The organism is Mycobacterium sp. E1214 (assembly GCF_001666755.1).
Taxonomy (GTDB): domain Bacteria; phylum Actinomycetota; class Actinomycetes; order Mycobacteriales; family Mycobacteriaceae; genus Mycobacterium.
This window is the reverse complement of the sequence record NZ_LZJC01000049.1, coordinates 36,400-48,617: the sequence shown is the minus strand read 5'-3', so window position 1 is coordinate 48,617 and position 12,218 is coordinate 36,400. Positions and strand designations below refer to the sequence as shown.

The following is a 12,218-nucleotide window of genomic DNA, read 5'->3' as shown; positions in this document are numbered from 1 at the left end:
GGCCAGCTTGCCGGGCAGCCCACCGAGGTCGGTCGCGCTCTTGCGCCGCACCAACTCCCGCGCCTTACGCGCCGCGACGCGGGCTCGGGCCGAGGACGCGGTCTTGGCGACGATCACCCTCGCTTCGGCCGGATTGGCTTCGAACCAGTGGGTAAGCCGCTCATGGCACATCTTCTGGACGAACGAACGCACGTTTGCGTTGCCCAGTCGCGTTTTGGTCTGGCCCTCGAACTGCGGCTCCGCGAGTTTGACCGAGATCACCGCCGCCAGGCCCTCCCGGATATCGTCCCCGGTGAGATTGGCCTCGCTGTCTTTCACCAGTTTCTTGTCCCTGGCGTATTTGTTCACCACCGAGGTCAGCGCGCTGCGGAAGCCCTCTTCGTGGGTGCCGCCCTCACGGGTGTTGATGGTGTTGGCGAAGGTGTGCACCGACTCCGAGTACCCCTGGTTCCACTGCATCGCGACCTCGGCCTGCTGTCCCGGCTCGCCGCCCGAAAATTCGATGATGCTGGGCTGGATCGGGGATTTGGCGCGGTTGATGTGGGCGATGTAGTCGGCCAGGCCGCCGGGGTAGTGGAAACGCCGCTGTGCGCCGTCGGCGGCATGCGACCGTCGATCCGTCAGCGTCAGCAGCAGCCCCTTGTTCAAGAAGGCCATCTCTTGCAGTCTGCGTGCCACGGTCTCCGCGCTGTACCGCGTGGTCTCGAAGATGTCCGGGTCGGCCCAGAACCGCACCGTCGTGCCGGTCCGCGTCGTGCTCGCACCGCGGGTCAACGTGCCCGGGATGGACCGGTCATAGCGCTGCGACCACTGGAAACCGTCGCGGCAGATGTCCACCTCGAGCCTGGTGGACAAGGCGTTGACCACGGAGACCCCCACCCCGTGAAGGCCGCCGGAGACGCTGTAGGAGTCCGCGTCGAACTTGCCTCCGGCGTGTAGCTGGGTCATCACGACGTCCACGGTGGGGATTCCGGTCGCGTGCATCGCGACCGGAATCCCGCGCCCGTCGTCGGTCACCTCGACCCCACCGTCGGCCAGCAGCGTCACGTCCACGCGGCGGGCGTGGCCGGCCATGGCTTCGTCGACTCCGTTGTCGACGACCTCCCAAATCAGATGGTGCAGGCCGCGTTCCCCGGTGGACCCGATGTACATCCCAGGCCGCTTGCGGACGACGTCGAGGCCTTCCAGGATGGTGATCGATTGCGCGCCATAAGCGTTGGGAGTAACACCATCGGCCATCGGTCAATGCTCCTAGGCGGTGCGGGCCGGAACGAAGTCCAGCGGCGCCCCGGCCGGGATCAGCTCCTCGGTCTTCACGCTCTCGTCGAACGCCTGGATGAACCGGTAGGCGTGTTGCATCACCCACCACCGCACCCAGGTCTGGTTGACCGCCTCGCGTTCCTTCGGGTCCTCCAACAGGTTGGTGATGCGGGCGAAGCCGAGCGGGATCTCCGGGTCATGGAAGTGCTGCTGGCGCTTGAAGTTGATCTTGAACTGTGACCACTTCACCGCGTGTAGCTCCTCGTTCAGCCACACCATGCAGCCCTCGCGGTTGGATTCGTCGGCGCCGGTGAAGAAGTCGCGTTGGTCGATGCCGTCGATGATGCGGTCGTCGGGGACGTCGCAGCCGGCCCAGCGCAGCAGCGTCGGGAACATGTCGGTGACATGCACCATCTCGTTGCTCTCGCGAGGTTTGACCTTGCCCGGCCAGCGGATCAGGCACGGGGTGCGGATTCCGCCCTCGGCGGAACTGAAGTAGGAACCGTCGAAGAAGCCCGCGGTGCCGCGACCGGCCAGGTGGTCCTCGGCACCGTTGTCGCCGGCGAACACCACGATCGTGTTCTCCTCGACGCCCAGCTCGGCCAGATAGTCGAGGATGCTGCCGAAGTCGTGGTCGAGCATCAGCAGCGAATCGCCCCAAGCGCCGTTGGTGCTCTTGCCCTTGAACTCCTCGCGCACCTCCATCGGGAAGTGCATCAACGAGTGGTTGTGGTACAGGTAGAACGGTTTGCCCGCCTCGACACTGCGTTTCATGAACGCCTTGGCGCGACGGTCGTATTCGCCGTCCATCTCACCCTTGAGCTTGACCGTGAGCTGCTGGTCGGTGGCGGTGACCCCGTCAGCCTTGGTGCCCTCGTACATGTACGAGTAGCCGTCGCGCTCACCGTCGTACCACGGGTCGTCGGGCCACAGGCACTCGTCGTAGGTGCGGGCCGGGCCGTACCACTCGTCGAAGCCGTGGTCGGTGGGCCACCGGCCGTCCTCGGCGCCGATGTGCCATTTTCCGAAACACGCGGTGGCGTAGCCGTTCTCAGAGAGGATGTCGCCCATGGTGCGTTCCCAGGCGACGATCCCACCACCGTTTCCGCCCAACGCTATGGTGTGGTTGCCCGATCGGATGGGATAACGCCCGGTCATCAGGGCCGACCGGGTTGGGGTGCACTGTGGCTCGACGACGAAGTGCGACAACTTCAGCGACTCGGCGGCGAAGGCGTCGGCGCGGGCGGTGTCGGCGCCGCGCAGGATCCCTCCGCCGTAGCAGCCGAGCTCTCCCATGCCGAGGTTGTCGACGTGGAAGTACACGATGTTGGGTTGTTCGGGCATGACTGTGCCACCTCTCATTTGGTGTGGGGGTGAATCGTTGTGGCGGTGCGGATCAGCCGACTACGGCGGCGGCGAAGCGTCCTCACGCGTGGCGGTGGTGACCAGCGAGCATCGGTCACCGCGATAGCGCACCGTCTCGAGGTCGAACGGTGTGCCGTCTCGTAGATGGGTCAGGCGGTGCAACAACAGCAGCGGCGCACCGGTGCGGATCTGCAGCAGTGTGGCGGTGTTGGGGTCCGCCAACACGGATTCGACGGTGATCTCGGCCCAGCCCAGGCGCTCGCCCAGTGCCTGCTCGATGAGCGCGAACACGTCCTGCTTGTCCAGGTCGGCGTCCATCGGAATGGCCCCGATGCGCAGCGAGGTGGTGTCCAGCGACAGCGGCAGCCCTCCGACCGAACGAAGCCGCTCGATGAACAGGATGGGGGAGTTCTCGGGCAGCTGCAGCTTGGCCGCCACGAACGGGGTGGCGGTGGATTCCCGTACCGACAACACCTTGTTGTCCACCGGAAGCTGATGCCCGGCAAGGGATTCCGCGAGACCTTCCAGCCGGTCGAGGTGCTGGCGCAACTTCGCGCCGGTGACGAACGTGCCGGAGCCTTGCACGCGAGTGATCAGGCCTTCGCCCCGCAGCAGTTCGAGCGCTTCCCGAATGGCGTTGCGGCTCACTCCCAGTTCAGCGGCCAGGGCGGATTCCGACGGCAGCGCCGGGCGGGCGGCGGCCAAGCCGCCGTAGGCGCCTTCGAGGATCTGACTGCGCAACACGTCGCGGACCCACCGCGCCGCGTCTGCCCGGGTACCGGCGTACTCCCGTGTGACAGGACGGGGAAAGTCCTTGGGAGGGATGTGCGGGCGCCGGGGCATGGGCCCACTGTGCCACCAATGACGGGGGTGGCGGTTAGCGGAATGTTACGCCACCTGGCCGGGGGTTACGCGGTAGGCCAGGCCATATACCGCGGCGTTAGCGGTGGTGTTTCGCCACCCGCATGTCAGGGTGTGACGCAGCGGAACCCGATGTGGGTGGTCGCGCTGTCCTGCGACTGCGACGACCGCGCGGCCGGACGGTACCGGTGGCAGTACTCCGGTGCACACAGGTGCGAGCCGCCCTTGAGCGTCTGCAGCACGGCGGGATCACCGGTCGCCGGCGTGGGGCAACAGCTAGCCGCCAGGTGGTGGCCGGCGCTGTAGCGAGTCGTGGTCCACTCCCACACGTTGCCGATCATGTCGACCAGGCCAAACCCGTTGGGCGCGAACGTTCCTACCGGCGAGGTACCCGTCCATCCGCGAGCGCCGTCATTGCGGTAGGGGAACTTCCCCTGCCAGGTGTTGGCCATGAGCTCGCCGCCGGGCGCGACGTCGTCGCCCCACGCATAGGTCGACGAGGTGCCGGCGCGCGCCGCGTACTCCCACTGCGCTTCGCCGGGCAGCCGCCGTCCCGCCCAGCTCGCGTAGGCGGCGGCGTCCGGATAGGCCACCTGGACCACCGGGTGGTCGAGCCGATCCTCGATCGAGGACCCCGGCCCGAACGGCTGCCGCCAGCAGGCGCCTGGCACCCAAGCCCACCACTGCCGCCAGGCACGCAGATCCACCGGTCCCGCGGTCGGGGTGAACACGAGCGCACCGGGTTTGAGGTCCTCGGCCGGCACGCCGGGGAAGTCCTGTGGATCCAGGGCGTTCTCCGCGACAGTGACGTAGCCGGTCTGGTCGACGAATTCGGCGAACTGCGCATTCGTCACCGGATGACGCTCGATCGAAAACGGGCGCACGGTCACTTCGTGGACGGGTGATTCCTCGGGGTAGAAAGCGTTGGACCCCATGAGGAAGGCGCCGCCGGGAAGGTCGATCAACTCGGTGAGCATGCCGCTAGGCTATGCGGTCCGGCGCTCGGCCGGCGGCTGACGGGTGGACCCGGAGCACCGCACCGCGCCTTGCGGGCGTCCGGCGCCCCGCCGACGGGCGGCCCGGCCGCAGGAATACTGTAAGAGCCACAGTAGCGCTCCGCTTTCCGCGGCGAGCCCGAGAGGAGCCCCGTGACACGGCAGCCGTCGACGCCCACCCCGCGCCCGCCCGAGGGCGACTGGCTGGGCACCGCCTACCTGAGGTTCGAACGCCACGGCCCGATCGCGGTGTGCACCATCGACCGGCCCGAGGCCCGCAACGCCCTTACGCCGGCCATGTACTTCGGGATCCGGTGTGCGGTCGGGCGCCTCAACGAGGACCCGGATTTGGCCGGCTTGCTGATCACCGGCACCGGGGACGTGTTCGCGCCCGGCGGTGACATGGGCGGTGGGGGAGCGGACGACAACTGGATCACCTTCGGCTCCGCGCTGGGCATGGACGTCACCCCGTTCGACGCGGTGCGCACGTCCGCCAAGCCGGTCGTCTCCGCGGTCAACGGGCTCTGCCAGGGTGGTGGCTTCCAGATCGCTTTGTGCAGCGATCTTTCCGTGGTCAGCGAGCGGGCGACGTTCCGGGTGCCCGAACTGTTCCGCGGCTACGCCGACACCTACTACAGCCAGATGCTGACGCGGGTCGTCGGGCCGGTGCGCACCCGCGACCTGATGTTCACCGGGCGCGTCCTCACCGCCGCCGAGGCGCTCGACTGGGGCCTGATCGCCCGAGTGGTGCCGCACGGCGACCTTCTCGAGGAGGCCAAAGTCGTTCTGGCGCAATGCTGCCGGACCGCGCCGCGGGCCCGCGGCGTCATCAAGTCCAGCATCGACAATTACCTGGGCCTCTACGACCGCATCGGCATGTCTAGCAGTCTGTCGGATGAGGAAGCGCGGGAAGGATTCCGTGCGTTCAAGCAGCGTCGCTCGCCGGACTGGGTGCACCCGGCGCTGCGCACCGAGGGCCGGCTATAGGTCCACCCAGTCGCCGTGGGCGGCGACCCGCAATCGGTCGCCGATGCCCGCCTGGTCGAACGCCGTGACCACGTCGCCGAGCCCTTCGCTGAAATGCGCCCAGCCGTCGAAGTGTGCGGGGACCACCACGCGCGCGCCCAGTAGCTCGGCGGCGGCGGCCGCACGCGCCGAGGTCAACGTCAACGGGCGGCCGCGCTCCTTGGCCGGCACGCGGGCGGCCCCGGCGAACAGCACGGCGACGTCGATGGGGCTGCAACGCCCGGCGACGTCTTTGACCGCGGCCATCGACGCGTTGTCCCCACTGAGATAGACCGTGGGCAGGCCCGGGCCGCTCAGCACGAAACCCGTGACCTCACAGTTGACGTGGCCGCCGGCGTCGCGCTGCCCGTCGGCGGGGCCGTGGACCGCCGGAACGGCCTGCACCGCAACGCCATCGGTGAGCTGGTGGGACTCCCAGGGCGCCAGTCCGAGCGCCGGCGGCCCCAGCCGGTCGGCGGCGCCGGGGTGGGTGAGGAGCAGCGGCGCGGCCAGCGCCATCAGGCGTCCCGCGTCATCGAAGTTGTCGGGATGCTGATCGTGACTGACCAGCACCGCGTCCACCGAGCCCAGCGCCTCGGCGCCCACCGCGGGGCCTTGCAGCTTGGTCAGGTATCCGTGGTCCCCGGGCGGATCGAAGGTGGGGTCCATGACGATCCGCAAGCCGGCGATGTCGATGACGGTGGTGGGGCCGCCCAGCACCGCGATCGCGAGGTCGCGTCGCCGCGCGTCGACCTCGGCGCTCATATCGCCCGTCCTCGGTCGCGCCAAAACGGTTCGCGCAGCTGTGCTTTCAAGATCTTCCCGCTGGCGTTGCGCGGCAGTGCTTCGACGAAGTCCACCGTGCGCGGGCACTTGTAGCCGGCCAGGTGCCCGCGGCAGAACGCGATGACACCGTCCGCGTCGACCTCGCCGCTGGCCACCACGATCGCCTTGACGGATTCCCCCCAGAAGTCGTCGGGCACCCCGATAACGGCCGCGTCGGCGATCGCCGGATGCTCGGTCAGCACGCTTTCCACCTCCGGGCCGTACACGTTCTCGCCGCCGGTGATGATCATGTCCTTCAACCGGTCCTCGACGAAGACGTAGCCGTCGGCGTCCAGCCGCCCGACATCGCCGGTGCGCACCCAGGCGTCGGCGGTGACCGTCTCGGCCGTCGCGTCCGGGCGGTTGAGGTATCCGCTCATGTTCTGGTTGCTGCGCACCCAGATCTCGCCCGACTCACCCGGCGGCAGCGCGGCACCGGACTCGGTGTCGACGATCCGAATTTCGCAACCGAGCACCGCTTTTCCGGCCGACAGCTGCAACTCGGGCCGCTCGACGTCACGGTGCTCGGCGTCACCGAGCGCCGTGACCGCGCCGCACAGTTCGGTCTGCCCGTACACCTGGACGAATTTGGTGTCCGGCCACGTGGCGAGCGCCCGGTGCAGCAACGGCAACGGCATCGGCGCCGCCCCGTACACGATGTAGCGCAGGCGGGCGACCGTGGCCACTGCCGCGGCGCCGCCGTCGAGGAACCGGGCGATCACCGGCGGCACGAAGAACGCGTGCGTCGCCCCGTCGCCCAGCGCCGCCATCAGGGCGGCGGCCTCCGGCTCGCGGGTCATGATCGTCGGCACCCCGGCGCGAATCCCAAACAGCGCGTAGCCGATTCCGCCCACGTGGAACAGGGGCATGGCCACCAGGTTGGCATCGCCGTCGGCGAAGGGGAAAGACGGCGCGAGGTTCGCCGCGTGGTTGACCAACGCTCGCTGGCTCAGCAGCACACCCTTGGGCCGCCCGGTGGTACCGGAGCTATAAATGACCAGCGCCGTGTGGTTTTCGTCAACGTCCGGGTCGCTCTCGGCGGGATCCGTGGCGGCGAGCAATGTCTCGTACTCGTCGCCGACTTCGATGATCCGCTGCAGGCCCGGCACCCGGTCGGCGGCCACCGCGGCGGCCGGGTGCAGCTCGGCGCCGACAATGAGCGCCCGCGCAGCGCTGTCGGCGAGCACGTGCACCATCTCCTCGCCCGCGATGCGCCAGTTGACGATGGTGGTCACCGCGCCGATCGACGCCGCCGCGAACAGCACCTCGAGGCAGGCGGGGTGATTCTTGTCGAGGAACGCGACGCAGTCGCCGCGCTCGATGCCCGCCGCGCGCAACATCCCCGCGACCCGCCGGATCCGCGAGCTCCACTGCGTCCAGGACCATTGCGTCTCGCCGAACCGGATGGCGACCGCGTCGGGCCGCTGCTGCGCGTGTCGGTCGACGAACCCGGCGAGCGTTTCCGTCGTGTGTGCCGTGACGTCGGCTGGTGGCATGAACCCCTCCGAATCGGGTCGCTTCGCCCATCGTGGTGCGTTACGCGCATGCTACGGCCACCCCCGGCGGGGTGGCGTGCCACCATGATCTATCCGGTCGACGATCTATCCGGTCGACTTACCCGGATGGACTTACCTGCCAGCTGACCCGACGGAGGGTGGACATGGTGACTCCCGATCGCGCCCGTTCCCGCACCTTCGTCGTCACCGGCGCCGCATCCGGCATCGGCCTGGCGACCGCGCGGCGGCTGCTGGCCGAGGGCGGCGCGGTCGTGGGCGCCGACGTGGCCGACCCGCCGGATTTGGGTCCCGGCTTTCGGTTCGTGGCGGCCGACGTGACCGACGAGGACGCGGTGGCCGCCGTGTTCGCCGCCGTCCCGGCCCGCCTCGACGGGGTCTTCCATGCGGCCGGTGTGGCCGGCGGCGGCCCCGTGCATCTGCTCGACCGCACCGAATGGGACCGGGTCGTCGGGGTCAACCTCACCGGGACGTTCCTAGTGGCCAAGGCGGCGCTGGCCCGGATGATCGAGCAGCCGCGGGTGGACGGTGAGCGCGGTTCGCTGGTGATGGTCGCCAGCGTCGAAGGGCTCGAGGGCACGGCGGGCGGCAGCTCCTACAACGCGGCCAAGGGCGGTGTCGTGCTGCTCACCAAGAACATCGCGCTCGACTACGGGCCGAGCGGCATCCGGGCCAACGTCGTCTGTCCCGGCTTTATCGAGACGCCGCTGGCCGACAGCGTCCTGCGGCTCCCCGGGATGGAGGGCCCACTGATCTCCATCACCGAAGAGCACGCCCTGCAGCGGTTGGGCCGGCCGGAGGAGGTCGCGGCCATGGCCGCGTTCCTGCTGTCGACCGACGCCTCCTTCGTCACCGGGCAGGCCATCGCGGTCGACGGGGGTTACACCGCCGGGCGCGATCATGGCGTGGTAGCGCTCTTCGGGTTCCCCCGCAACTAGGATTCGGCCATGAACGCGCAACTGACGCCCGACGACGCGATCGAGGCCATCCGGGGCACCGGGGGAGCGCAGCCGGGATCGCGGGCGCTGCACGCCAAGGGCACCCTGTACCGCGGCACGTTCACCGCGACCCGTGACGCCCGGATGCTCGCCCGGGCAACGCATCTGGACGGCTCGCCGGTGCCGGCGCTGGTCCGCTTCTCCAACGGTTCGGGCAATCCCAAACAGCGCGACGGGGCGCCCGGCGTGCGCGGCATGGCCGTGAAGTTCCGCTTGCCCGACGGCAAGACCACCGACGTGTCGACGCAGACCGCCAAACTGTTCGTCTCCAGCACGCCCGACGGATTCGTCGACCTGCTCAAGGCCATGCGACCCGGCGTCACGACACCGCTGCGGCTGGCCAAGTATTTCCTCACCCACCCGCGCACGCTCGGCGCGTTGCCGGTGGTGCGCGAGGCCAACCGGGTGCCGGCGAGTTATGCGACCGTCGAGTACCACGGCCTGCACGCCTACCGCTGGGTGGCCGCCGACGGCAGCGCGAGGTTCGTTCGCTACCACCTGGTTCCGGCCCCCACCGCCGCCCGGCCGCCCGACGACGCGGCGCGACGCGAGGACGCGGACTTCCTCACCGAGGAGCTGGACGAGCGGCTGGCCACCGGGCCGGTGCGCTTCGAGTACCGGGTGCAGATCGCCGGCCCCGGCGATTCGACGGTCGACCCGTCGGCCGCCTGGCAGAGCAGCCAGCTGGTCACCGTCGGCACGCTGGAGATCATCGGACGCGACACCGAACGCGAGCGCGGCAACGACATCGTGGTGTTCGACCCGATGCGGGTGACCGACGGCATCGAACCCTCCGACGATCCCGTGCTGCGGTTTCGCTCGCTCGCGTACTCCGCATCGGTGAAGCTGCGCACCGGGGTGGACCGCGGCGCCGAAGCGCCGCCTGTGTGACCACGGTCTCACGGGAGGCGACTCGATCGAAATCGGCCGCAGGGTAGGGTTTTTCTCCTGTGGCGCCTCTGCATATGTTGCTGATCTGCCTGGCCGGACTCGGTGCCGGCGCCATCAACGCGCTGGTCGGCTCCGGCACCCTCATCACCTTCCCGACGCTGGTGGCGCTGGGCTACCCGCCGGTGACGGCCACCATGTCGAACGCGACCGGTCTGGTCGCCGGCAGCGTGTCCGGCACCTGGGGCTACCGCGCGGAGCTGAGCGGGCAGTGGCGGCGGCTGCGGTGGCAACTCCCGGCGTCGTTGCTCGGCGCCGTCGTGGGCGCGTACCTGCTGCTGCACCTGCCCGAGAAGGTGTTCGTCGACGTCGTCCCCGCGCTCATGGTGCTGGCCCTGGTGCTGGTGGTGCTGGGGCCGCGGATCCAGGCGTGGACGGTTCGGCGCGCCGAGGTGGCGGGCCGCTCACCCGAGCACGTCAGCCGGGGCCGGATGGCCCTACTGGCTTTCGGCACCTTCGCCGTCGGCGTCTACGGCGGCTACTTCACCGCCGGGCAGGGGATTTTGCTGGTCGGTGTCATGGCCGCGCTGCTGCCCGAATCCGTGCAGCGCACCAACGCGGCCAAGAACCTGCTGGCGCTCGTCGTGAATGTGGTTGCCGCCGTAGCCTATACGCTGGTCGCGTTCCACCGGATCAACTGGCCCGTCGCCGGGCTGATCGCGGCGGGATCGTTGGTCGGCGGGCTGATCGGGGCGCGCTACGGCCGACGGTTGTCGGGCAATGCGCTGCGCGCGACCATCGTGGTGGTGGGGCTGATCGGGTTGTACCGTTTGCTCTCAGTGGCCTGATCAGCTCAGCGTCGCGGCCGCCACCTCGGCGACGACGTCGGCGACGTCGCCCCGTTTGCGCCAGGCCCGCAACTGGCGCATCGCCCCGTTGCCGCGGGCCGCGACGCGGTCCAGCGCGTCGACGACGTGGTCATACTCGCCGAGCGCCTCGAGCGCTGGACGCACCCGTTGCACCAGCACGTCCAACTGCTGCCGCGCCGGCACGGCACCCCGGCCGTGGATGAGATCCAGCGCATCGCCGGCCAATCCGTCGTGCGCCGCCTTCCAGTAGGCGGCCCGCAGCGCGCCCGGCGGCAACCGGGCCGCGTCGTCGTCGCGGGCCTGCAGGGCCGTCATCACCAGCGCCCGGATCAGGGTGGCGAGCAGGACCGTCTCGTCGACGGTTGCCGGCACATCGGCCACCCGGACCTCGACGGTGGGGAAGTCGGCCGACGGGCGCACGTCCCAATAGACCATGCCCTTGTCCAGGATCACCCGCGCGTCGACCAGCATGGCGACCGCGCGGTCGTACTCGTCCGGCGAGGCGAAGTAGGGCGGCGGACCCGCGGCCGGCCAGCGTCGCCATAAAATGCTGCGCCAGCTCGCAAATCCGCTGTCGGCGTTGCGGTACAGCGGCGAATTGGCGCTGAGTGCAAGCAAATATGGGAGCCACGGCCGCAGCCAGTTGCTCACGTGGATGGCGGCCGGGCGGTCGGGAACCTGCACATGAACGTGGCATCCGCAGATGCCCTGCTCGTGGGCGACCATCCCGAATTCGGCGCCGATGCGCTGATAGCGCGGGGTGTCGGTGACCGGGAATTCCCGCGGCGTCACCGGCGGCAACCCGGAGGCCAGCAGCCTCACCCCCGCCGCCTCGGCTGCCTGCGCCGCGGTGCGGCGCAACCGCGTCAACTCCTCGCGCAGTTCCGAGGCGGTCGCGACCACGCTGGAAGTGGTCTCCACCTGGCAGCTGCTCAGTTCGCGCTGCAGCTCGACGCCGCGGCGCTCGGCCTGCGCGGCCACGTCGGCGTTGCGCGGAACGGGTTCGCCGCTGTCGGGATCGACAACCAGGAACTCTTCTTCTGCGCCGATCGTCGGAAGGTCACTCATGCGGTCGAAAGATCAACTCGCAGAACGTCACCCGATTACCAGCGCGCGGCCGCGGCGAGCGCGGAATCGACCGTCGGATAAACCGGCAGTGTGCGGCCCAGGCCGCATGCGTCGACGACTCGCGCGACGAACTGGTCGAGGCTCACCAGCCGCAATTCGACGCCGCGCTCCCGGCAACGCTTCGCCTGCTCGGCGAGGACGGCGAACGCGCAGCAACCCATGAAGTCCAGGCCGCTGACGTCCACCACCAGGGGTCCGGGCGCGGCGACCACGGCGGCCGCCTCGCTCACCAGGTGCCGCCAGGTCTCCTCGTTGCAGGCGTCGACCTCGCCGCCGGCGTAAATCAGCACCGCCGGGCCGCGGCGGTCGGTGGTGGCGCGCAGGGTGCTGTGGGGGTCGCCCAGTTCGTAGACCAGCTTGCTGCTCAGCGAGACGCGAGGGCCTAGGGGTTCGGCAATAATTGAACTCATGGTGGACTCCCTAATCGGCGTCCGAACCGCCGCGATGGATGCCCGTCCTATTGTCTGAAGACAGACTATTTCGCGAGTGCGAATCTCTTTTCTATAACGC

12 protein-coding genes are annotated in these 12,218 nt (G+C 69.3%); 4 read left to right on the top strand and 8 right to left on the bottom strand.

All coding sequences use genetic code 11. The features are described from left to right. The 4 genes from A5700_RS05995 to A5700_RS05980 all read right to left on the bottom strand — a co-directional run. A partial coding sequence (locus A5700_RS05995) for an ATP-binding protein (protein ID WP_231973775.1) occupies window positions 1-1,239 on the bottom strand: 1,239 nt, incomplete at its 3' end. A gap of 12 nt (window positions 1,240-1,251) precedes the next feature. After that, complete coding sequence (locus A5700_RS05990) at window positions 1,252-2,604, bottom strand: arylsulfatase (RefSeq protein ID WP_068069710.1); 1,353 nt, start codon at window positions 2,602-2,604, stop codon at window positions 1,252-1,254. Between the two features lie 60 nt (window positions 2,605-2,664). Then, complete coding sequence (locus A5700_RS05985; RefSeq protein ID WP_082960465.1) at window positions 2,665-3,369, bottom strand: GntR family transcriptional regulator; 705 nt, start codon at window positions 3,367-3,369, stop codon at window positions 2,665-2,667. A 224-nt stretch (window positions 3,370-3,593) separates the two neighbouring features. Continuing rightward, entirely contained in the window at window positions 3,594-4,463 is an 870-nt protein-coding gene (locus A5700_RS05980; RefSeq protein WP_068069709.1) for a formylglycine-generating enzyme family protein, read from the bottom strand. Between the two features lie 171 nt (window positions 4,464-4,634). On the opposite strand from A5700_RS05980, the gene A5700_RS05975 reads away from it, so the two are divergent. Beyond that, window positions 4,635-5,468 carry an enoyl-CoA hydratase/isomerase family protein gene (locus A5700_RS05975; protein WP_068069707.1) on the top strand — a complete coding sequence of 278 codons (834 nt, stop codon included), beginning with the start codon at window positions 4,635-4,637 and terminating at the stop codon, window positions 5,466-5,468. Here A5700_RS05975 and A5700_RS05970 read toward each other — a convergent pair. Both A5700_RS05970 and A5700_RS05965 read right to left on the bottom strand, forming a co-directional pair. After that, a complete protein-coding gene (locus A5700_RS05970; RefSeq protein ID WP_068069705.1) occupies window positions 5,463-6,251 on the bottom strand; it encodes an MBL fold metallo-hydrolase in 789 nt (262 codons plus the stop codon). The two genes, A5700_RS05975 and A5700_RS05970, sit on opposite strands and share 6 nt — an antisense overlap. Then, complete coding sequence (locus A5700_RS05965; protein WP_068069703.1) at window positions 6,248-7,807, bottom strand: long-chain-fatty-acid--CoA ligase; 1,560 nt, start codon at window positions 7,805-7,807, stop codon at window positions 6,248-6,250. The genes A5700_RS05970 and A5700_RS05965 overlap by 4 nt, the downstream gene beginning before the upstream one ends. Before the next feature lie 164 nt (window positions 7,808-7,971). Between A5700_RS05965 and A5700_RS05960 the strand changes: the two genes are divergently transcribed. The 3 genes from A5700_RS05960 (at window position 7,972) to A5700_RS05950 (ending at window position 10,559) form a co-directional block, all read left to right on the top strand. After that, a complete protein-coding gene (locus A5700_RS05960) occupies window positions 7,972-8,763 on the top strand; it encodes an SDR family NAD(P)-dependent oxidoreductase (protein WP_068069715.1) in 792 nt (263 codons plus the stop codon). A gap of 9 nt (window positions 8,764-8,772) precedes the next feature. Next, window positions 8,773-9,714, top strand: a complete 942-nt coding sequence (locus A5700_RS05955) for a catalase family peroxidase (RefSeq protein WP_068069701.1) — start codon at window positions 8,773-8,775, stop codon at window positions 9,712-9,714. Window positions 9,715-9,788: 74 nt separating this feature from the next. Continuing rightward, window positions 9,789-10,559, top strand: a complete 771-nt coding sequence (locus A5700_RS05950) for a sulfite exporter TauE/SafE family protein (protein WP_369828232.1) — start codon at window positions 9,789-9,791, stop codon at window positions 10,557-10,559. Here A5700_RS05950 and A5700_RS05945 read toward each other — a convergent pair whose 3' ends face one another. Next, complete coding sequence (locus A5700_RS05945; protein ID WP_068069696.1) at window positions 10,560-11,648, bottom strand: glutamate--cysteine ligase; 1,089 nt, start codon at window positions 11,646-11,648, stop codon at window positions 10,560-10,562. Window positions 11,649-11,683: 35 nt separating this feature from the next. Then, window positions 11,684-12,118 carry an anti-sigma factor antagonist gene (locus tag A5700_RS05940; RefSeq protein ID WP_068069694.1) on the bottom strand — a complete coding sequence of 145 codons (435 nt, stop codon included), beginning with the start codon at window positions 12,116-12,118 and terminating at the stop codon, window positions 11,684-11,686. Window positions 12,119-12,218 lie beyond the last annotated feature (100 nt).